This is a genomic window from Citrobacter sp. CK194, from assembly GCF_030333395.1.
Taxonomy (GTDB): domain Bacteria; phylum Pseudomonadota; class Gammaproteobacteria; order Enterobacterales; family Enterobacteriaceae; genus Citrobacter_B; species Citrobacter_B koseri.
Window position 1 is genome coordinate 91,952 of record NZ_JAOWGA010000016.1, and the last position, 20,437, is coordinate 112,388.

19 protein-coding genes and 2 tRNA genes are annotated in these 20,437 nt (G+C 54.3%); 6 read left to right on the plus strand and 15 right to left on the minus strand.

The genetic code is table 11. The annotated features are described in order from the left end of the window. Window positions 1-77 precede the first annotated feature (77 nt). Complete coding sequence (rhlB, locus tag OGX80_RS08220; protein ID WP_012131132.1) at window positions 78-1,343, plus strand: ATP-dependent RNA helicase RhlB; 1,266 nt, start codon at window positions 78-80, stop codon at window positions 1,341-1,343. 8 nt (window positions 1,344-1,351) lie between these two features. Further along, the gene (gppA, locus tag OGX80_RS08225) at window positions 1,352-2,836 is read left to right on the plus strand and encodes a guanosine-5'-triphosphate,3'-diphosphate diphosphatase (RefSeq protein ID WP_012131131.1); all 1,485 of its coding nucleotides are present in this window, start codon (window positions 1,352-1,354) and stop codon (window positions 2,834-2,836) included. A gap of 47 nt (window positions 2,837-2,883) precedes the next feature. On the opposite strand, the gene rep is transcribed toward gppA, so the two are convergent. From rep to OGX80_RS08245, 4 genes are all read right to left on the minus strand, one after another. Beyond that, window positions 2,884-4,905: a DNA helicase Rep gene (gene rep / locus OGX80_RS08230; RefSeq protein ID WP_049009050.1), complete on the minus strand. Its 2,022-nt coding sequence runs from the start codon at window positions 4,903-4,905 to the stop codon at window positions 2,884-2,886. A 99-nt stretch (window positions 4,906-5,004) separates the two neighbouring features. Beyond that, window positions 5,005-5,733, minus strand: a complete 729-nt coding sequence (pnuC, locus tag OGX80_RS08235) for a nicotinamide riboside transporter PnuC (RefSeq protein ID WP_115182288.1) — start codon at window positions 5,731-5,733, stop codon at window positions 5,005-5,007. Further along, a complete protein-coding gene (locus OGX80_RS08240) occupies window positions 5,733-6,476 on the minus strand; it encodes a nucleoside phosphorylase (protein WP_114848764.1) in 744 nt (247 codons plus the stop codon). Before OGX80_RS08240 ends, pnuC begins: the two co-directional genes overlap by 1 nt. A gap of 28 nt (window positions 6,477-6,504) precedes the next feature. Beyond that, window positions 6,505-7,206, minus strand: coding sequence for a Crp/Fnr family transcriptional regulator (locus OGX80_RS08245; RefSeq protein WP_114848765.1), 702 nt, complete (start codon window positions 7,204-7,206; stop codon window positions 6,505-6,507). 194 nt (window positions 7,207-7,400) lie between these two features. Here OGX80_RS08245 and ppiC point away from each other — a divergent pair, with 194 nt between their 5' ends. Continuing rightward, on the plus strand, window positions 7,401-7,682 hold the full coding sequence (gene ppiC, locus OGX80_RS08250) for a peptidylprolyl isomerase PpiC (RefSeq protein ID WP_001140251.1): 282 nt from the start codon (window positions 7,401-7,403) through the stop codon (window positions 7,680-7,682). 119 nt (window positions 7,683-7,801) lie between these two features. Here ppiC and ilvC read toward each other — a convergent pair whose 3' ends face one another. Then, entirely contained in the window at window positions 7,802-9,277 is a 1,476-nt protein-coding gene (gene ilvC / locus OGX80_RS08255) for a ketol-acid reductoisomerase (RefSeq protein ID WP_012131124.1), read from the minus strand. 165 nt (window positions 9,278-9,442) lie between these two features. Between ilvC and ilvY the strand changes: the two genes are divergently transcribed. Next, window positions 9,443-10,333 (plus strand): HTH-type transcriptional activator IlvY, encoded by an 891-nt coding sequence (ilvY, locus tag OGX80_RS08260; protein WP_049009056.1) that lies wholly within the window; start codon window positions 9,443-9,445, stop codon window positions 10,331-10,333. Window positions 10,334-10,427: 94 nt separating this feature from the next. Here ilvY and ilvA read toward each other — a convergent pair whose 3' ends face one another. The 7 genes from ilvA to ilvL form a co-directional block, all read right to left on the minus strand. Next, window positions 10,428-11,972, minus strand: coding sequence for a threonine ammonia-lyase, biosynthetic (gene ilvA / locus OGX80_RS08265; RefSeq protein ID WP_115182373.1), 1,545 nt, complete (start codon window positions 11,970-11,972; stop codon window positions 10,428-10,430). 2 nt (window positions 11,973-11,974) lie between these two features. Beyond that, complete coding sequence (gene ilvD / locus OGX80_RS08270; RefSeq protein WP_115182289.1) at window positions 11,975-13,825, minus strand: dihydroxy-acid dehydratase; 1,851 nt, start codon at window positions 13,823-13,825, stop codon at window positions 11,975-11,977. 66 nt (window positions 13,826-13,891) lie between these two features. Then, window positions 13,892-14,821 carry a branched-chain-amino-acid transaminase gene (gene ilvE, locus OGX80_RS08275; RefSeq protein ID WP_012131120.1) on the minus strand — a complete coding sequence of 310 codons (930 nt, stop codon included), beginning with the start codon at window positions 14,819-14,821 and terminating at the stop codon, window positions 13,892-13,894. Between the two features lie 17 nt (window positions 14,822-14,838). Continuing rightward, window positions 14,839-15,102 carry an acetolactate synthase 2 small subunit gene (ilvM, locus tag OGX80_RS08280; protein WP_012131119.1) on the minus strand — a complete coding sequence of 88 codons (264 nt, stop codon included), beginning with the start codon at window positions 15,100-15,102 and terminating at the stop codon, window positions 14,839-14,841. Then, window positions 15,099-16,745: an acetolactate synthase 2 catalytic subunit gene (gene ilvG / locus OGX80_RS08285; RefSeq protein ID WP_115182290.1), complete on the minus strand. Its 1,647-nt coding sequence runs from the start codon at window positions 16,743-16,745 to the stop codon at window positions 15,099-15,101. The genes ilvM and ilvG overlap by 4 nt, the downstream gene beginning before the upstream one ends. 2 nt (window positions 16,746-16,747) lie before the next feature. Continuing rightward, window positions 16,748-16,798, minus strand: a complete 51-nt coding sequence (gene ilvX / locus OGX80_RS22360) for a peptide IlvX (RefSeq protein ID WP_202401504.1) — start codon at window positions 16,796-16,798, stop codon at window positions 16,748-16,750. 86 nt (window positions 16,799-16,884) lie between these two features. Beyond that, the gene (gene ilvL / locus OGX80_RS08290; protein WP_001311244.1) at window positions 16,885-16,983 is read right to left on the minus strand and encodes an ilv operon leader peptide; all 99 of its coding nucleotides are present in this window, start codon (window positions 16,981-16,983) and stop codon (window positions 16,885-16,887) included. Window positions 16,984-17,334: 351 nt separating this feature from the next. On the opposite strand from ilvL, the gene OGX80_RS08295 reads away from it, so the two are divergent. Beyond that, entirely contained in the window at window positions 17,335-18,855 is a 1,521-nt protein-coding gene (locus OGX80_RS08295; protein ID WP_115182291.1) for a YifB family Mg chelatase-like AAA ATPase, read from the plus strand. A 25-nt stretch (window positions 18,856-18,880) separates the two neighbouring features. Here OGX80_RS08295 and maoP read toward each other — a convergent pair whose 3' ends face one another. Beyond that, window positions 18,881-19,219, minus strand: coding sequence for a macrodomain Ori organization protein MaoP (maoP, locus tag OGX80_RS08300; protein ID WP_012131115.1), 339 nt, complete (start codon window positions 19,217-19,219; stop codon window positions 18,881-18,883). A 106-nt stretch (window positions 19,220-19,325) separates the two neighbouring features. Between maoP and hdfR the strand changes: the two genes are divergently transcribed. Further along, on the plus strand, window positions 19,326-20,171 hold the full coding sequence (gene hdfR, locus OGX80_RS08305) for an HTH-type transcriptional regulator HdfR (RefSeq protein WP_161799994.1): 846 nt from the start codon (window positions 19,326-19,328) through the stop codon (window positions 20,169-20,171). Window positions 20,172-20,274: 103 nt separating this feature from the next. On the opposite strand, the gene OGX80_RS08310 is transcribed toward hdfR, so the two are convergent. Together OGX80_RS08310 and OGX80_RS08315 are read right to left on the minus strand one after the other, a co-directional pair. Beyond that, a tRNA-Trp gene (locus OGX80_RS08310) sits at window positions 20,275-20,350 on the minus strand. 8 nt (window positions 20,351-20,358) lie between these two features. Next, window positions 20,359-20,435 (minus strand) — tRNA-Asp (locus tag OGX80_RS08315). Window positions 20,436-20,437: the final 2 nt, after the last annotated feature.

Sequence of the window (20,437 nt, forward strand, 5' to 3'; positions counted from 1 at the left end):
TTAACCAACTAAAGGTTGACTTTATTTCACCGGATACGCTTTCGTAAAGCAATAGTAAGCTGATATTCTACCACACTATGAGCAAAACACATTTAACAGAACAGAAGTTTTCCGACTTCGCCCTGCACCCAAAGGTGATAGAAGCCCTTGAAAATAAAGGGTTTCATAATTGTACGCCCATTCAGGCATTGGCCCTCCCGCTAACGCTGGCGGGTCGTGATGTCGCAGGGCAGGCGCAAACCGGAACCGGAAAAACGATGGCGTTCCTGACGTCTTCGTTTCATTATCTTCTCTCTCATCCCGCGATTGACGATCGCAAGGTGAACCAGCCACGCGCCTTAATTATGGCGCCGACGCGTGAGTTGGCCGTGCAGATCCACGCCGATGCGGAACCGCTGGCGCAGACCACCGGCCTGAAATTAGGCCTGGCCTACGGCGGTGACGGCTACGACAAACAGCTGAAAGTGCTGGAAAGCGGCGTCGATATTCTGATCGGCACCACGGGTCGTCTGATCGACTACGCGAAACAAAACCACATTAACCTCGGCGCCATTCAGGTCGTCGTATTGGATGAAGCCGATCGCATGTACGATCTGGGCTTTATTAAAGACATCCGCTGGCTGTTCCGCCGCATGCCGCCGGCCAATCAGCGTCTGAACATGCTGTTCTCCGCAACCCTCTCTTACCGTGTTCGCGAACTGGCGTTCGAGCAGATGAACAACGCCGAATATGTTGAAGTGGAACCGGAACAAAAGACAGGCCACCGTATTAAAGAAGAGCTCTTCTACCCTTCTAACGAAGAGAAGATGCGTTTGCTGCAAACGCTGATCGAAGAAGAGTGGCCGGATCGCGCCATTGTTTTCGCCAATACCAAGCACCGTTGCGAAGACATCTGGGGGCATCTGGCAGCTGACGGTCATCGTGTCGGCCTGTTGACCGGCGACGTCGCGCAGAAAAAACGTCTGCGTATTCTCGACGAGTTTACCCGTGGCGATCTCGATATCCTCGTCGCAACCGACGTTGCCGCGCGCGGTCTGCACATTCCGGCCGTAACGCACGTCTTTAACTATGACCTGCCGGATGATTGCGAAGACTACGTTCACCGTATCGGACGTACGGGGCGCGCAGGAGCGAGCGGTCACTCTATCAGCCTGGCCTGTGAAGAGTACGCGCTGAACCTGCCCGCTATTGAGGCTTATATTGGTCACTCTATCCCGGTCAGCAAATATAACCCGGAAGCGCTGATGACCAATTTGCCGAAGCCGTTGCGCCTGACGCGCTCGCGCCCAGGCAATGGACCGCGTCGCACCGGCGCGCCGCGTAATCGTCGTCGTTCAGGTTAACGTAATATATGCTCACTTCCACTTCGCTGTATGCCGCAATTGATCTCGGTTCCAATAGTTTTCATATGCTGGTTGTACGCGAGGTGGCTGGAAGCATCCAGACGCTCACGCGAATTAAGCGCAAGGTGCGTCTGGCTGCGGGCCTGAACAGTGATAATTCGCTTTCCGCTGAAGCAATGGAGCGCGGCTGGCAATGTCTGCGCCTTTTCGCTGAACGCCTACAGGATATTCCTCAACCGCAAATCTGCGTCGTCGCCACGGCAACGCTGCGTCTCGCCGTCAATGCGGGCGAGTTTATCGCCAAAGCGCAGGAGATCCTCGGTTGCCCTGTCCAGGTCATTAGCGGCGAAGAAGAAGCGCGGCTGATTTATCAGGGTGTTGCCCATACCACCGGCGGCGCCGATCAGCGTTTGGTGGTCGATATTGGCGGCGCCAGCACCGAACTGGTCACCGGAACCGGCGCACAAACCACCTCTCTGTTTAGCCTGTCAATGGGCTGCGTCACCTGGCTTGAACGCTACTTTACCGATCGCAATCTGGCGCAAGAAAACTTCGATGAGGCGGAAAAAGCCGCGCGTGAAGTGCTGCGTCCGGTCGCCGATGAGCTACGCAAGCATGGCTGGAAAGTCTGCGTAGGCGCGTCTGGCACCGTCCAGGCGTTGCAGGAAATCATGATGGCGCAGGGCATGGATGAGCGCATCACATTGGCGAAACTTCAACAGCTGAAGCAACGCGCAATTCATTGCGGCCGTCTGGAAGAGCTGGAAATTGAAGGGTTAACGCTGGAACGCGCGCTGGTATTCCCCAGCGGTCTGGCCATTCTGATCGCGATTTTCACCGAACTGGACATCCAGTGTATGACGCTTGCAGGCGGAGCGCTGCGCGAAGGGTTGGTGTATGGCATGCTGCATCTGGCGGTGGATCAGGATATTCGCAGCCGCACGCTGCGTAACATTCAGCGTCGATTTATGGTCGATACCGAACAGGCGCATCGCGTAGCGGATCTGGCGGTAAACTTTCTCGATCAGGTGGAAGATAAGTGGCATCTTGAGCCGATCAGTCGTGAACTCCTGACCAGTGCCTGTCAGCTGCATGAAATCGGCCTGAGCGTTGATTTTAAACAGGCGCCGCAGCACGCGGCTTATCTGGTGCGTAATCTGGATTTACCGGGATTCACCCCCGCGCAAAAGAAGCTGTTAGCCACCCTGTTGTTAAATCAGACCAACCCGATCGACCTTTCTTCCCTCCACCAGCAGAATGCGGTGCCACCGCGCGTCGCTGAACATCTTTGTCGCCTGTTGCGTCTGGCGATCATTTTTGCCAGCCGTCGCCGTGACGATCTGGTGCCACAGATTACGTTGCAGGCGCAGGATGAGAATCTGACGTTAACCTTGCCGCAAGGGTGGCTGGAGCATCACCCGCTGGGTAAAGAGTTGATCGATCAGGAAAGCCAGTGGCAAAGCTATGTCCACTGGCCTTTGGACGTTCATTAGATGCTGGCTGCCGGATGGCGCTTACGCTTATCCGGCCTGGAAAATACCTACTTCGCTTTTGCTTTCGCCATCATGGCGCGGATATTGGCTATGCTGGCCTGCCCTTTCTGCATCCGCTCCTCGGCCGTTACCACTTTACGCTCCTGCTCCCAGATAAGATCGTCCTGCGGCAGTTCCAGCAAAAAGCGGCTTGGTTCCGGGCGCACCAGTTCGCCGTACTGACGACGCTCTTTGCACAGCGTGAAGATCAGCTCTTTCTGCGCGCGGGTGATCCCCACATAGGCCAGACGGCGCTCCTCATCGATATTGTCTTCGTCAATGCTGCTCTGGTGCGGCAGGAATCCTTCTTCCATCCCCACCATAAACACGTACGGGAACTCCAGCCCTTTCGAGGCATGCAGCGTCATGAGCTGTACCTGATCCAACTCTTCTTCACTTTCGCCACGCTCCATCATGTCGCGCAGCGTAAAGCGCGTCACCACCTGGGTGAGCGTCATGGGTTCGTCAAGTTCGTTACCTTCAAGCATTTCGGTCATCCAGCTAAACAGCTGGTTGACGTTCTTCATGCGCATTTCCGCCGCTTTTGGGCTCGGCGAGGTCTCATACAACCAGGATTCGTAATCAATACCGTGGATGAGATCGCGCACGGCGGCAATCGGCTCACGCTCCGCCAGACGCTGAATTTCCCCCAGCCAATGGGTGAAGCGGGTCAGTGAATCATAGCCGCGCCCGGTCAGCGTCTGGTTCAGCCCCACATCAAAACTGGCGGTAAACAGACTCTTGTTGCGCGTCATCGCCCATTCGCCCAGCTTTTGCAGCGTAGCCGGGCCGATTTCTCGTTTTGGCGTATTCACAATCCGCAGGAAAGCGCTGTCATCATCCGGGTTGGTCAGTACGCGCAGATAGGCCAGCAGGTCTTTAATCTCCGGGCGGGAGAAGAACGACGTGCCGCCAGAAATTTTGTAGGGAATACGGTTCTGCATAAGGAATTTTTCAAACACCCGCGACTGGTGGTTCCCGCGATACAGAATGGCGTAATCCTTGTATTCAGTCTTATTCACAAAGTGATGAGCAATCAGCTCGCCGGTGACGCGTTCGGCCTCGTGCTCTTCATTGTTCGCGCTCAGCACCTTGAGTTCCGCGCCATAGCCCAGTTCAGAAAAGAGGCGTTTTTCAAAGACGTGAGGGTTATTGGCAATCAGGATATTCGCCGCTTTCAGAATGCGCCCGGAGGAACGATAGTTCTGCTCCAGCTTGATCACCTGTAGCGCCGGGAAATCCTTACTCAACAACACCAGGTTTTGCGGACGCGCGCCGCGCCAGGAGTAGATCGACTGGTCATCATCACCCACCACCGTAAAGCGCGCGCGGCTTCCCACCAGCAGTTTCACCAGTTCATACTGACTGGTGTTGGTATCCTGGTATTCATCCACCAGCAGATAGCGAATCCTGTTCTGCCAGCGCTCGCGCACCTCTTCATTACGCTGTAGCAGCAGCGTCGGCAATAGAATCAGGTCGTCAAAATCGAGCACATTGCAGGCCTTCAGATGCGCATCGTACAGACCATAACAGTGAGCGAAGATGCGGTCGCGCTCCCCTTTTGCGCTTGCCGCCGCCTGAGCGGGCGTCATCAGATCGTTTTTCCAGTTAGAGATCGTCGAGATCAGCTGTTGCAAGATAACTTTGTCATCTTCAATCAGACCGTCAGTCAGCTCTTTCAGCAATGCGACCTGATCGGTATCGTCAAACAGCGAAAAGTTCGATTTCATCCCCAACGCCGCATATTCACGTTTGATGATATCCAGCCCCAGCGTATGGAAAGTGGAGATCATCAGCCCGCGCGCCTCTTTACGCCCCAGCGTTTGCCCGACACGCTCTTTCATTTCACGTGCCGCTTTATTGGTAAAGGTCACTGCCGCAATATGGCGCGCCTGATAGCCGCAACCACGAATCAGATGGGCGATTTTATTGGTAATAACGCGAGTCTTACCAGAACCCGCGCCCGCCAGCACCAGGCAGGGACCGGTGACGAATTCGACAGCGTGTTGTTGGCCGGGGTTTAAACGCATGGGAATATTGCTCAATCTTCGAACGGGGGAAGGATTGTAGCAGAAAGCAGGGCCGAGGGAGTAACAGGCTGCCCTTTCAGACAGCCTGGAAAGCGTTAATCAGGAGGTGCTGGCGGCAAGCGGCGCATAGCCGTTGCGTTTTGCGCTCAGGACCCAGCTGTACGATCCCATAATCGCAATCGCCGTTAGCAGGACATACTCCAGCGACATCGCATAGACGCCCTGTACCGCGTAAATCACCACGCTAATGACGTCAATAAGCACCCACAGCAGCCAGTTTTCCACATATTTGCGAGTCATCAGCACCATCGCCGCAATTGACAGCACCAGCATGGTGGAATCCCAGAACGGGAACGCGTCCGGCTGTAGCTCTGGCATCGCCACCTGAACCCCTACCGTTTGCAGCATCCCGAGCATAATATGGGTCAGCATGGCGAACACCGGGTCGATAAACCGCGTCATCAGCAGGATGGCGACAATACACACACCGCTCAGCACCAGCGTTTGCTGGCGGGAGAGCCAGCGCACCTTCAGCGCCGCCTCTTGCGCCTCATTCTGACGGCTCCACGCATACCAGCCATAGATATTGGCGGCAAAGAAGAACACCTGAAGCAGCAGGCTGGCATATAGCTGAATCTGGAAAAAGATCGCGGCAAACAGGGTGACGTTAATCAGACCAAACAGGTAATTGATGATTTTTTCCCGGCTGGCGCACCAGATGCACAATAAACCAAAGACCGTGCCGATAGCCTCAATCCACGACAGCGCATACCCGCCTTCGCCGAGAGGAATGTTGACCATCACGTTATTAATACTGAAAAAGTCCATCATTGCTCTCCTTGCTGGCTATCGAAATAAATGGCCTGTAGCGCCAGGGAAATCTGACGTTCTTCACCCCGCAGGCACAGCGTTTCCTGTTGAACATAATCATTAATACTGCTGTCCAGACAGCCGTTGTGGGCAACGACCACGTTCAGCAACGACGCCGTACGCAGCCCACGTAGTGCGCCGACCACCATCAGCGCCGCCGTTTCCATATCCGCCCCGAGAATACCGCGCGCTGACCATTCCGCATCCAGTTCAGCTTCACGATCGGTATAAAAGCTGTCGTGGCTGCGCACCAGTCCGCAAATCGCAGAAATGTTCATCTGCTTCGCCTGCTGGATCAACGTGGCGATAAGCTGCGGGTCTGCGCAGGCCGGATAGCAGGCTGGCGCGTAGGTTTTGCTGGTGCCGTCATCGGCGACCGCACCGTTGGCGATAATCAGATCGCCCAGCGCCAGCGTATCCTGCAATGCCCCACAGCTACCGATGCGAATCAGCGTGTCTACACCAATCTGCCGTAACTCTTCAATGGCAATGGCCGTTGATGGCCCGCCGATTCCCGTCGACAGCACCAGAATCTCAATCCCTTTATATGTGCCGCGCGCCGCCCGAAATTCCCGGTTTTGCCCCAGTATCTCAGGGTTATCAAGAAAGTGGGCGATCCTGTCCACCCGCTCGGGATCGCCGGGCAATAGCGCATACCGCGCACCGGTCATGCTATTGCTTAATCGAATATGGGGTTGCATCTTCTGTCTCCTTACTGTGCTGAGGGACTCAGATCTCCGCCTCCTGTTTCAGTTTTTCAGGGGCTAATAAGACGATCCGCTCACCGTCGGTATCAATAATTTTCAGCAATTTCAGATCGTGCAAAATACGGTTGATACTGCGCGTCGTCGCCGCAAATTCCTGACTGAGATTTTGTTTATCCAGCAAAATCGTGGTCGATTCATCATGTTGATATCGCTGCCATAATGCCTGGCAAACCCGTTGATACAGCGAGTACAAATTGTCGCTGCTGGCCTTTTTCGACAACTGATAATATTGCTGGCTGAAAAAGCGCAGCATCCGCTGGTTAAAATGGTTATCCAGCGCCAGCCAGCGATGAAAATCCGCCTGCGGCAGGCTTAACAACTGAACGCTGCCAACCGCCATCACCGAACAGATGTAATGCCGCGACTCAAAAATCTCCAGCTCGCCCAGCATGTCGCCTTTGCGGTAATGTGCCTGCCGATAACGGCGCCCGTCTTCAGCTTCGTAAAAGACATCCACCTCACCGGAAACAATCAGCGAGAATTGCCGACAAATGTCGCCCTGACGGCAAATCAGCGCTCCGCGAGGTATTTCCTCAACGCGCCAGCGCTGCATGATGTCCAGCGGGCAATATTTGAGCAGCTCATACAGCTGCGGATCGCGTACGATTTGGGTTAGCCCTGTCAGCCAGTCGCCTGAAAATTCTGCGTTTTTCATTGAGCTCATGTTATCTCTCTCCTGAGATGGAAAGACAGGACGGCTGTCCTGTTGCAGAGGGAATATGTCTGATAAAAGTGTCGTTCATCTCCCGGTTCATTAAACCCGGCGGGACATCTGTCCTGCGATGGCGAAGAGTATATGTCCGACGCCCTAAGGAATGATAAAGTGGCGGGCAACCTTTGAGACATGAGAGCGAAATAATGGCGAAAACCGCAGCAGCACTGCATATCCTGGTAAAAGAAGAGAAGCTGGCGCTGGATCTTCTGGAACAAATCAAGAATGGCGCCGACTTCGGCAAACTGGCGAAAAAGCACTCTATCTGCCCGTCAGGCAAAAGAGGCGGTGACTTAGGTGAGTTTCGTCAGGGCCAGATGGTTCCGGCGTTCGACAAAGTGGTCTTCTCCTGCCCGGTGCTGGAGCCAACCGGCCCACTGCACACCCAGTTCGGATACCACATCATTAAGGTGCTGTATCGCAACTAATAAAAAGCCCGGAGGTTCATACTCCGGGCTTTTTTGCCTGATGGCGCTTCACTTATCCGGCCTACGAAATAGTGGCTTTTTGTAGGTCGGGTAAGCGCTAGCGCCACCCGACAACCTGTTTAACCAGCTACCGCAATGCGTTTCATATCAGTCATATAGCCACGCAGCTTCTGGCCCACTTTCTCAATAGCGTGGCCACGAATCGCTTCGTTCACATCACGCAGCTGTGCGTTGTCAACCGCGCCTTCAGCAATCGCTTTACCCAGATCGCCCGGTTGAATTTCAGTCATGAACGCTTTCAGCAACGGTACACAAGCGTAAGAGAACAGGTAGTTGCCGTACTCGGCGGTGTCAGAGATAACCACGTTCATTTCATACAGACGCTTACGGGCGATAGTGTTGGCGATCAGCGGCAGTTCGTGCAGTGACTCATAGTACGCAGACTCTTCGATGATGCCGGAATCCACCATGGTTTCGAATGCCAGCTCAACGCCCGCTTTCACCATCGCGATCATCAGTACGCCTTTATCGAAGTACTCCTGCTCACCGATTTTACCTTCATACTGCGGCGCGGTTTCGAATGCGGTTTTACCGGTCTCTTCACGCCAGGTCAGCAGTTTCTTATCGTCGTTCGCCCAGTCCGCCATCATGCCGGAGGAGAATTCACCGGAAATAATGTCGTCCATGTGTTTCTGGAACAGCGGCGCCATGATGGTTTTCAGCTGTTCAGACAGCGCATAAGCACGCAGTTTTGCCGGATTGGACAGACGATCCATCATCAGCGTAATGCCGCCCTGCTTCAGCGCTTCGGTGATAGTTTCCCAGCCGTACTGAATCAGTTTTTCCGCATATGCCGGATCGGTACCTTCTTCCACCAGCTTATCGAAGCACAGCAGAGAACCCGCTTGCAGCATACCGCACAGGATGGTCTGCTCGCCCATCAGGTCAGATTTCACTTCCGCCACGAAGGAGGACTCCAGCACGCCCGCACGATGACCGCCAGTTGCCGCCGCCCATGCTTTGGCAATCGCCATCCCTTCGCCTTTCGGATCGTTTTCCGGGTGAACGGCGATCAGCGTCGGTACACCGAAACCACGTTTGTACTCTTCACGGACTTCAGTACCCGGGCACTTCGGCGCCACCATCACCACGGTGATATCTTTGCGGATCTGCTCGCCCACTTCCACGATGTTGAAACCGTGGGAGTAACCCAGCGCCGCGCCGTCTTTCATCAGCGGCTGTACGGAACGCACCACGTCGGAGTGCTGTTTGTCCGGCGTCAGGTTAACCACCAGATCGGCCTGCGGGATCAGCTCTTCGTAAGTCCCCACTTTGAAGCCGTTTTCGGTCGCTTTACGCCAGGAAGCACGTTTCTCGGCAATCGCCTCTTTACGCAGGGCGTAGGCGATATCCAGACCGGAGTCACGCATGTTCAGGCCCTGGTTCAGCCCCTGAGCGCCACAGCCGACGATGACCACTTTTTTACCCTGAAGGTAGCTCGCGCCATCGGCAAATTCATCGCGGCCCATAAAGCGACATTTACCCAGTTGCGCCAACTGCTGGCGCAGATTCAGTGTATTAAAGTAGTTAGCCATATCTGTAACTCCGTGATGTTGTGTCGTGCTTATTGTTCGGTTCGCTTGCCGTGTCTGTGCAAGAGAGAATGAACTCACTATATGACAGGAAATTTATTGCGGAAATTGATATATTCACAACATCACATTGCAATTTCTGCAACGTAGACATCGGGAGTAACGCCAGTGGATTTACGCGATCTGAAAACCTTCCTGCATCTGGCGGAAAGTCGCCATTTTGGCCGCAGCGCGCGGGCAATGCACGTTAGCCCTTCCACGCTCTCCCGGCAGATTCAACGCCTCGAAGAGGATCTCGGTCAGCCGCTGTTCATTCGCGATAACCGTACCGTTACGCTCACCGAAGCGGGAGAAGAGCTGCGAACGTTCGCCCAGCAAACGCTGTTGCAGTATCAGCAGTTACGCCACACCATCGACCAACAAGGCCCGTCGCTGTCGGGCGAGCTGCATATCTTCTGCTCGGTCACTGCCGCTTATAGCCATCTGCCGCCCATTCTTGACCGTTTCCGGGCGGAGCATCCCTCTGTGGAAATCAAACTCACCACCGGCGATGCCGCCGATGCGATGGAAAAAGTGGTGACGGGCGAGGCGGATCTGGCGATTGCTGGTAAACCGGAAACCCTGCCCGGCGCGGTCGCGTTTTCAATGCTGGAGAATCTGGCGGTGGTGCTGATAGCTCCCGCATTGCCTTGCCCGGTGCGAAATCAGGTCTCAGTGGATAAACCCGACTGGTCAACGGTGCCGTTTATCATGGCCGATCAAGGCCCGGTGCGTCGCCGTATTGAGCTGTGGTTCCGCCGTCAGAAAATCAGCAATCCGTCGATATACGCGACGGTCGGTGGACATGAAGCGATGGTGTCAATGGTCGCGCTCGGCTGCGGCGTGGCGCTGCTGCCGGAAGTGGTATTGGAAAATAGCCCTGAACCCGTGCGTAACCGCGTGATGATCCTGGAGCGTAGCGACGAGAAAACGCCGTTTGAACTGGGCGTTTGCGCACAAAAAAAGCGGCTGCATGAGCCGCTTATTGATGCGTTCTGGAATTTACTGCCTGGCCACTAATGCCGGATGGCGGCGCAAGCGCCTTATCCGGCCTACGGCTCAAAAGAACGTAGACCTGATAAGCGCAGCGCCATCAGGCATTTTCCCGAACACCCTAACCCGCCAGGAAAAAGCGGAACGCCGGGTTGTGGGTTTCGTCATGACACTCATAGCCCAGCTCGTTCAGCCGGGTTTCGAAATCAGGCTCGTTTTCGCCCAGTTCGAACGCCGCCAGCACACGACCATAGTCGGTGCCGTGGCTGCGATAGTGGAACAGCGAAATATTCCAGTGCGTTCCCAGCGTGTGCAGAAACTTCAGCAGCGCGCCGGGCGACTCTGGAAATTCGAAACTGTACAGACGTTCCTGCAACGGTTTCGATGGGCGTCCGCCAACCATATAGCGCACATGCAGTTTCGCCATTTCATCGTCGGAGAGATCCACCACGCTGTAGCCGCCTTCATGCAGCAGCGCGAGGATCTCTTTGCGCTCTTCCAGTCCACGGCTCAGACGAACGCCGACAAAAATGCAGGCATCTTGAGCGTCGGCAAAACGGTAGTTAAATTCAGTAACGGAACGACCGCCCAGCAGCTGACAAAACTTCAGGAAGCTGCCTTTCTCTTCCGGGATAGTCACCGCCAGCAGCGCTTCGCGCTGTTCACCCAGCTCGCAGCGTTCAGACACATAGCGCAGACCATGAAAGTTCACATTCGCGCCAGAAAGCACATGCGCCAGGCGTTCGCCGCGAATATTGTGTTGGGCGATGTATTTTTTCATCCCCGCCAGCGCCAGCGCACCGGAAGGTTCCGCCACCGCACGCACATCCTCGAACAGATCTTTCATCGCTGCGCAAATCGCATCGCTGTCGACGGTGATAATGTCGTCGAGATATTCCTGGCACAGACGGAAGGTTTCATCGCCGATACGTTTAACCGCCACGCCTTCGGCAAACAGTCCCACACGCGGGAGATCCACCGGATGACCGGCATCCAGCGCCGCTTTCAGGCAGGCCGAATCTTCCGCTTCAACGGCGATCACTTTGATTTGCGGCATCAGCTGTTTGATGAGCACCGCTACGCCTGCCGCCAGTCCACCGCCGCCAACCGGCACGAATACGCGGTCGAGATGCGCATCCTGCTGGAGCAGTTCCAGCGCCAGCGTGCCCTGCCCGGCAATCACCATCGGGTGATCGAACGGCGGCACCCAGGTGAAGCCCTGCTGTTGCGCCAGCTCGATAGCTTTTGCTTTCGCTTCATCAAAGTTCGCGCCGTGCAGCAGCACTTCCCCGCCAAACCCGCGCACCGCGTCCACTTTGATATCGGCGGTCGCCAGCGGCATCACAATCAATGCTTTCACACCCAAACGCGCGGAGGAGAACGCCACGCCCTGAGCATGGTTACCCGCCGATGCGGTGATAACGCCGTGGGCTTTTTGTTCTTCGGTGAGCCCCGCCATCATCGCGTAGGCTCCGCGCAGCTTGAAGCTGTGTACAGGCTGCCTGTCTTCACGCTTCACGAGAATAACGTTGTCGAGGCGCGAAGAGAGTTTTTCCATTTTTTGCAGCGGCGTCACCTGCGCTGCTTCATATACCGGCGCGCGGAGTACCGCACGCAGATACTCCGCCCCTTCCGGGGCGGCTGACAGGGGTTGCGACTCGGCCATCATCAACCTCCCAGTTTCGATTTATCGCGTACCGCGCCTTTATCGGCGCTGGTCGCCAGGCTGGCATAAGCACGCAGCGCAAAGGAGACCGGGCGCTGACGATCTTTCGGCGTCCAGGCTTTATCACCACGGGCTTCCTGCGCTTCGCGGCGCGCGGCGATTTCCGCATCGCTCAGTTGCAGTTGAATACCACGGTTTGGAATATCAATAGCAATCATGTCGCCATCTTCGATGATGGCAATATTACCGCCGCTGGCCGCTTCCGGTGAGACGTGACCGATAGAGAGGCCAGACGTGCCGCCGGAGAAACGGCCATCGGTGATCAGCGCACAGGCTTTACCCAGCCCCATCGATTTCAGGAAGGTGGTCGGATAGAGCATTTCCTGCATACCAGGACCCCCCTTCGGCCCTTCGTAGCGAATAACCACCACATCACCGGCAACCACCTTACCGCCGAGGATCGCCTCAACCGCATCGTCCTGGCTTTCATAGACTTTCGCCGGGCCGGTAAATTTCAGGATGCTGTCATCCACGCCTGCGGTTTTTACGATACAGCCGTTTTCAGCAAAGTTACCGTAGAGCACAGCCAGACCGCCATCTTTGCTGTAGGCATGTTCCAGCGAGCGAATGCAGCCTTCGACGCGGTCGGTATCCAGCGAATCCCAGCGGCAATCCTGCGAGAACGCCTGCGTCGTGCGGATACCCGCCGGGCCTGCACGGAACATCTGTTTTACCGCTTCATTCTGGCTGACCATAACGTCGTACTGCTCCAGCGTTTGCGGCAGCGTCAGACCCAGCACGTTTTTTACATCGCGATTCATCAACCCGGCGCGATCCAGCTCGCCCAGAATACCCAGTACGCCGCCTGCGCGGTGGACGTCTTCCATGTGGTATTTCTGCGTACTTGGCGCGACTTTACACAACTGTGGAACCTTGCGGGAAAGCTTGTCGATATCGCTCATGGTGAAGTCGATTTCCGCTTCCTGTGCCGCCGCCAGCAGGTGTAAAACGGTGTTGGTCGAACCGCCCATGGCGATATCCAGCGTCATGGCGTTTTCAAACGCCGCTTTACTGGCGATATTACGCGGCAGTGCGGAAGCGTCATCCTGCTCGTAGTAACGTTTAGTCAGCTCAACAATGCGCTTACCGGCATTGAGGAAAAGCTGCTTGCGATCGGCGTGGGTTGCCAGCAACGAGCCGTTGCCCGGCTGCGACAGGCCCAACGCTTCCGTCAGGCAGTTCATTGAGTTAGCGGTGAACATCCCGGAACACGACCCACAGGTCGGGCAAGCGGAGCGTTCGACCTGATTGCTCTGATCGTCAGAAACTTTCGGGTCCGCGCCCTGAATCATCGCATCAACCAGATCGAGCTTGATGATCTGATCGGAAAGTTTGGTTTTCCCGGCTTCCATCGGGCCGCCGGAGACAAAAATTACCGGAATGTTCAGGCGCAGCGAGGCCATCAGCATCCCTGGGGTGATTTTGTCGCAGTTGGAGATACAGACCATCGCATCCGCACAGTGGGCGTTCACCATGTACTCCACCGAGTCGGCGATCAGTTCGCGAGACGGCAGTGAATACAGCATGCCCCCGTGACCCATAGCGATGCCATCATCCACGGCAATGGTGTTGAACTCTTTGGCGACGCCGCCAGCGGCTTCAATCTGTTCGGCGACCAGCTTACCGAGATCGCGCAGGTGAACGTGACCCGGCACAAACTGGGTGAATGAGTTCACGACGGCGATGATCGGTTTGCCAAAATCGGCATCGGTCATCCCGGTGGCGCGCCACAGCGCGCGGGCACCCGCCATATTGCGACCATGTGTGGTTGTGGCGGAACGATACTTAGGCATGCGTAATTTACTCCCAGTGTCTGTCTGTTAAATGGGACGGTGCGTGCCGTCCCATTTATTTTTAATTTATGGATTTACCTGATCCAACCAGCCCCATTTATCTTCGGTTTCACCGGTGAAGAGGCCAAAGAATGCTTGCTGAATACGTTTGGTGACCGGACCGCAGCGGCCCTCGCCTACCTGGATACCGTCCACGCTGCGAACCGGTGTGATCTCTGCCGCAGTGCCGGACATAAACACTTCGTCCGCCAGATACAGAGATTCGCGAGACAGCACCTGCTCACGCACTTCGATATCCAGTTCTTTCGCCAGCTTGATGATCGCATCACGGGTAATACCTGGCAGCGCGGAGGAGGTAAACGGCGGGGTAAACAACACGCCATCTTTCACTTCAAACAGGTTTTCGCCTGCGCCTTCGGAAATATAACCATTCACATCCAACGCGATACCTTCCTGGTAGCCATGACGACGCGCTTCACTCCCTACCAGCAGTGAAGAAAGGTAGTTACCGCCCGCTTTTGCCGCTGTCGGAATGGTATTTGGCGCTGCGCGGTTCCAGGAAGAAACCATCGCATCGATCCCCTGATCCAGCGCTTCTGCGCCCAGGTATGCGCCCCACGGGAACGCCGCGATGATGACGTCAGTGCTGTACCCCGGAGGCGGGTTAACGCCCATCCCCACATCGCCCACAAACACCAGCGGACGAATATATGCGCTGGTCAGGTTGTTTTTACGGATAACGTCGCGGCAGGCTTCCATCAGCTCATCAACGCTCTGGGAGACGGGAAAACGATAGATTTTGGCTGAATCATGCAAACGCTGCATGTGTTCACGATGGCGGAACACCACTGGACCTTTGTGAGAGTCGTAGCAACGGATCCCTTCAAACACGGAAGTACCGTAGTGCAGTGCGTGGGACATCACATGAACCTTCGCATCTTCCCAACGAATCATCTCACCATTGAACCAGATGTAATCAGCTTTTTTCGTCGTCATTTTTCTTCCTTTTGCGCTCAGGCGCGGATTTGTTGTGATGTGGTTGTGCTCTGGCAGATAGCAACATGTGCAACATCTACCAGTTTACTTAACTGACTAAACAGTAAGTCGACCGACCGGGGGCTGGCAACGGTCAATTCGATATTTATATTTTGCGCATCGGTGGCGGCTTCCATATTCATGGAGCACACCTGAAAACCACGGTGGCGAACCACGCGTAAAACACGTTCTAACGTTTCCGGGTTGAAGCGAGCTGCCACATTGACCTGATGTTGCATCATGATAATTTCTCCAGCATTTCTGAGTTACTGGCGCCAGGCGGCACCAGGGGCCAGACATTCTCAAGTTCGTCGATTGAGACATGAAGCAGGTATGGCCCATCACTGTTCAGCATGGTGTCGAGCGCCGCTTCAACCTGGTCTTTACGGGTGATGTGTTGGCCAGGAATGCCGAAGGCGCTGGCTAACATGAGGAAATCGGGGTTATCGGTAAGGGTGGTTTCGCTATATCGTTCCTGGAAAAACAGTTGTTGCCATTGTCGAACCATGCCTAACCGCTGGTTATCGAGTAAGACAATCTTCAACGGCAACTGCTTGCGTTTTACGGTGCCCAACTCTTGTACATTCATCATGAAAGAGCCATCACCGGAGATACAGATAACGGTATCATTCGGCCTTGCAACCTGCGCGCCAACCGCCGCAGGCAGGCCAAAACCCATCGTACCTAAGCCGCTGGAGGTGATGAAATTCTCCGGGCGCGAGTACGTCATATGCTGCGCAGACCACATCTGATGCTGGCCCACATCCGTTGTCACCACGCTGTCTGCGGGTTTACGTTCCGACAACTGTTTTAACAGCAGCGGCGCATAGATGGCTTCACCGGGATGATCGTAACGCCAGGCGTGCTCAGTACGCAGTTCAGCATTGTGCTGACGCCAGGCGTCAATATTTAACGGTTGCTGTAACGCGGGCAATAATGCGTTCAGATCGCCCTGCAACGCGACATGCGCCTGACGCAGTTTGTTCATTTCCGCCGGATCGATATCCATGTGGATCACGCTGGCGTTCGGCGCAAAGGTATTCAGCTTGCCCGTCACCCGGTCATCAAAACGTGCCCCTACGGCAATCAGCAGATCGCACTCCTGAACAGCGAAGTTTGCCGCTTTAGTGCCATGCATCCCCAACATACCGAGATAATACGGATAGTCGGCATCCACCGCGCCCAGGCCTTTTAACGTGCAGGTCACCGGCATTTGCGTCGCAGCGATAAATTCACGCAGCGCGGGTACGGCCTGCGCCATGCCTACGCCGCCGCCCACGTACAGCATCGGTTTTTGCGCCTGCGCCATCATCCGACGCGCCTGTTCAACGTCCGCGTGCGGGAAAGCCGTTTCGTTTTCAACGGTGGTGAAATACGGCTCCAGTGAACCATTGGCTAACTGGATATCTTTGGGGATATCAACCAGAACAGGGCCAGGACGACCCGAGTTCGCAACCCGGAAAGCCTCAGCTATGATGCGCGGCAGCTCTTCCAGAGACTGCACAAGGAAGCTGTGCTTCGTACATGCCAACGACAGCCCCAGCACATCAACCTCCTGAAAAGCGTCCGTTCCGATGAACGGAGCGGAAACCTGACCCGTGATGGCCACAACCGGCACGGAATCTAACAGTGCGTCAGCCAGACCGGTGATCAAATTGGTAGCGCCAGGGCCGGACGTGGCGATACAGACGCCCGTTTTGCCCGTTGAACGCGCATAGCCGATTGCCGCCATCGCCGCACCCTGCTCGTGACGACACAACAGATGTTCCACGCCGCCGTCATACAACGCATCGTAAACCGGCATAATTGCGCCACCGGGATAACCAAAAACGGTTTCAACGCCCTGTGCTCGCAAAGCATGTACCACCCACTGTGCCCCATTCATAGCTACATCCCCGCCGTAAATCTGGAGAAACAGAATTTTATGCTATTAGTCATTGTCTGCTCCTCGTTTATGTTTTTAAGGTCAAAAAAAACCCCCGGACCTTTCGGTGCGGGGGTCTTAGTTCGTTAAGGCTTGATTTCTAAGCCTTTCCTCGTCCAAGTGCAGCCCCGCACGGTGGGATAATAATCACCACCACGCTAATCACGACCAGGCTAATCACTCGTAGAAGGGCTGTCATTTTTGTCTATTCTTGCATCTTGTTCGAAGGAATGCCTAAAGAGTTACCATAGCTTTCGCCAATAGCACAAGATATTTTTATTTTCATTTTTCTGACGCAGCTAACGGTTTAGCAAAAAATCATTGTTTTTTATACAAAAAACAGGAAATGAAAAATTTTCACTTTTTGCCTCATAAACAACAGCAACCCCCATCTTTTTTTCGCATCTGTTATTTTTTGCGAGCACACTTCCGAACAGCAAAGCATATTTTGAAAACGCGATAAAATTACCTGAATATGCGCCAAAAATTAACAATCGTGCAGGATATTTCTGGTTTTTAATGCAGCATAATTCTCTCAACGGGAGGAGTTATGTCACTGTCGATTGTTCACACACGCGCCGCACTTGGCGTTAATGCGCCGCCAATAACCATCGAGGTGCATATCAGTAATGGCCTGCCGGGTTTAACAATGGTTGGGCTACCTGAAACGACGGTAAAGGAGGCCCGGGATCGGGTTCGCAGCGCAATCATCAATAGCGGGTATGAATTTCCGGCGAAGAAAATCACCATTAATCTGGCCCCGGCAGATTTACCCAAAGAGGGCGGAAGATATGATTTACCTATCGCAATTGCGCTTCTGGCGGCGTCAGAGCAACTTACAACAAATAAGCTTAATGAATATGAACTGGTGGGCGAACTGGCCCTTACAGGTGCGTTACGTGGCGTTCCAGGCGCGATATCCAGTGCAACCGAGGCGATTCGGGCAGGCAGACATATCATTGTTGCAAAAGAGAATACGGCGGAAGTTGGGCTAATCAGCGGGGAGGGATGCCTGATTGCAGATCATCTGCAAACGGTATGCGCATTTCTGGAAGGGAAACGGGATCTTGAGAAACCAGTGTCTATCGATTCTGACGCCTGTTTACTGCATGACGATCTCAGTGATGTTATCGGTCAGGAACAGGGGAAACGAGGCCTGGAAATCACGGCCGCAGGAGGGCACAACCTGCTGCTGATAGGCCCGCCAGGTACGGGAAAAACCATGCTGGCCAGCCGCATTAATGGGCTACTGCCATCATTAAGCGACAAAGAAGCACTGGAAAGTGCGGCGATTCTCAGTCTGGTGAACGCCGATACGGTACAAAGGCAGTGGAAACGACGTCCTTTCCGCTCGCCTCATCACAGCGCGTCATTAACGGCAATGGTAGGGGGAGGTTCAATACCCGCGCCAGGAGAAATATCGCTGGCACACAACGGTATTTTGTTTCTGGATGAACTGCCTGAGTTTGAGCGACGCACGCTGGATGCGCTGCGTGAACCTATTGAGTCTGGTCAGATACACCTTTCGCGCACCCGGGCAAAGATCACCTATCCTGCGCGCTTCCAACTGGTTGCAGCGATGAATCCCAGCCCGACCGGTCACTATCAGGGGAACCATAATCGCTGTAGCCCGGAACAGACGTTGCGCTACCTCAGCCGTTTATCCGGCCCCTTTCTCGATCGATTCGATCTCTCGCTCGAAATTCCCCTGCCACCGCCCGGTATACTCAGTCAGGCAGCGGTTAAAGGCGAGGACAGCGCTACAGTGAAAGTACGGGTGATATCCGCACGGAAACGCCAGTACGAACGACAGGGGAAGCTAAACGCCCATCTGGACAGCCAGGGTATACGAAAGTACTGCTCTCTACACAGTGATGATGCGCACTGGCTGGAGGAGACGCTGATACATCTGGGATTGTCTATACGAGCCTGGCAGCGCTTACTGAAGGTTGCCCGTACCATTGCCGATCTGGAACAAACGGAGAATATTACGCGCCTACATTTGCAGGAGGCTGTGGGCTATCGGGCAATAGACAGGCTACTGATTCATTTACAAAAACTACTGACGTAAAAAAAGGGCATTTCGCCCTTTTTTATTAATCATCAGATTCGGTGTAGTCTTCCGCACCTTCCATCTGCGGTTTACCGCCAGACAGAGTGTGGAAACGTTTTGGACGCTTAATACGCGTCATATATTTAGACCAGACGCGTTCTGCTTCTGTCACCGGCTCACGTTCGCCACGGCATACCGCGACAAACAGTCTCTCTTCTTCGGTTACTGGCTCACGTTTCCCCAGATCCAACTCATTGAAGGCATAACCATGACGTTCAAGCAGTTGTGCCTCTTTGATGGTGAAATCACCATGACGAGAGAATCCGCGTGGATAATATTTGTTGTCGAAATATCGATTAGTCGTCGTAAAGCTTTCCGCCATCCTGCACGCTCCTAATTCTTTGGCCGAGCTATTTATGGCGCGGAGTATTAGTTACGCTTGACAGAGTGTAAAACAAAAGATTTAAATCATTACGACAAATAATTTTGTGGAGAGCGTTGTGGATACGGAATTGTTAAAAACTTTCCTGGAAGTTAGCCGGACACGCCACTTTGGACGAGCGGCAGAAGCGCTCTACCTGACCCAATCGGCGGTCAGTTTTCGGATAAGACAACTGGAAAATCAGCTTGGTGTGAACCTGTTCACCCGGCACAGAAACAATATCCGCTTAACCGCAGCAGGTGAAAAGCTACTACCCTATGCAGAAACGCTGATGAATACGTGGCAGGCGGCACGTAAGGAAGTGGCGCATACATCGCGGCATAATGAGTTTTCTATCGGTGCCAGCGCTTCTCTGTGGGAGTGCATGCTCAATGACTGGCTGGCACGCTTATATCAGTCTCTGGAGCCGCAAGCCAGTCTGCAATTTGAAGCCAGGATCGCTCAACGCCAGTCGTTAGTAAAGCAACTCCATGAACGTCAGCTTGATCTGCTCATTACCACCGAAGCGCCAAAAATGGATGAGTTTAGCAGCCAATTGCTGGGACATTTCACACTCGCGTTGTATTGCAGCAGCCCATCACAGATGAAAGATGAATTAAATTATCTGCGTCTTGAGTGGGGGCCTGATTTTCAACAGCATGAAGTGGGTTTGATTGCGAGCGATGAGGTTCCCGTTCTTACCACCAGTTCAGCTGAACTGGCGAGACAGCAACTGTCTGCTCTTAATGGATGCAGTTGGCTTCCAGTTGGCTGGGCCAAAGAAAAAGGCGGGCTTCATACCGTTGCCGACAGCGCTACGCTTTCACGCCCGTTATATGCAATATGGCTACAAAATAGCGATAAACATACGTTGATCCGCGATCTGTTAAAAACAAACGTCTTGGAAGATTAAAGGGACAGCCATGGCAAGGATGCCGGGAAAGGAGTTGAATGGATATGCTGGGGGCCGTTTTTCAGGCAAAAAAAATCCTTAGCAAATGCTAAGGATAATTTTCTGGCAGGGGCGGAGAGACTCGAACTCCCAACACCCGGTTTTGGAGACCGGTGCTCTACCAATTGAACTACGCCCCTAATTAGGGTGGCGGAACGGACGGGACTCGAACCCGCGACCCCCTGCGTGACAGGCAGGTATTCTAACCAACTGAACTACCGCTCCAC

Bases quoted from the DNA above. Each gene is read 5' to 3' on its own strand.
- rhlB (WP_012131132.1), top strand. From the start codon at position 78: ATGAGCAAAACACATTTAACAGAACAGAAGTTTTCCGACTTCGCCCTG.
- gppA (WP_012131131.1), top strand. From the start codon at position 1,352: ATGCTCACTTCCACTTCGCTGTATGCCGCAATTGATCTCGGTTCCAAT.
- rep (WP_049009050.1), bottom strand. From the start codon at position 4,905: ATGCGTTTAAACCCCGGCCAACAACACGCTGTCGAATTCGTCACCGGT.
- pnuC (WP_115182288.1), bottom strand. From the start codon at position 5,733: ATGGACTTTTTCAGTATTAATAACGTGATGGTCAACATTCCTCTCGGC.
- OGX80_RS08240 (WP_114848764.1), bottom strand. From the start codon at position 6,476: ATGCAACCCCATATTCGATTAAGCAATAGCATGACCGGTGCGCGGTAT.
- OGX80_RS08245 (WP_114848765.1), bottom strand. From the start codon at position 7,206: ATGAGCTCAATGAAAAACGCAGAATTTTCAGGCGACTGGCTGACAGGG.
- ppiC (WP_001140251.1), top strand. From the start codon at position 7,401: ATGGCGAAAACCGCAGCAGCACTGCATATCCTGGTAAAAGAAGAGAAG.
- ilvC (WP_012131124.1), bottom strand. From the start codon at position 9,277: ATGGCTAACTACTTTAATACACTGAATCTGCGCCAGCAGTTGGCGCAA.
- ilvA (WP_115182373.1), bottom strand. From the start codon at position 11,972: ATGGCCGAGTCGCAACCCCTGTCAGCCGCCCCGGAAGGGGCGGAGTAT.
- ilvD (WP_115182289.1), bottom strand. From the start codon at position 13,825: ATGCCTAAGTATCGTTCCGCCACAACCACACATGGTCGCAATATGGCG.
- ilvE (WP_012131120.1), bottom strand. From the start codon at position 14,821: ATGACGACGAAAAAAGCTGATTACATCTGGTTCAATGGTGAGATGATT.
- ilvM (WP_012131119.1), bottom strand. From the start codon at position 15,102: ATGATGCAACATCAGGTCAATGTGGCAGCTCGCTTCAACCCGGAAACG.
- ilvG (WP_115182290.1), bottom strand. From the start codon at position 16,745: ATGAATGGGGCACAGTGGGTGGTACATGCTTTGCGAGCACAGGGCGTT.
- ilvL (WP_001311244.1), bottom strand. From the start codon at position 16,983: ATGACAGCCCTTCTACGAGTGATTAGCCTGGTCGTGATTAGCGTGGTG.
- OGX80_RS08295 (WP_115182291.1), top strand. From the start codon at position 17,335: ATGTCACTGTCGATTGTTCACACACGCGCCGCACTTGGCGTTAATGCG.
- maoP (WP_012131115.1), bottom strand. From the start codon at position 19,219: ATGGCGGAAAGCTTTACGACGACTAATCGATATTTCGACAACAAATAT.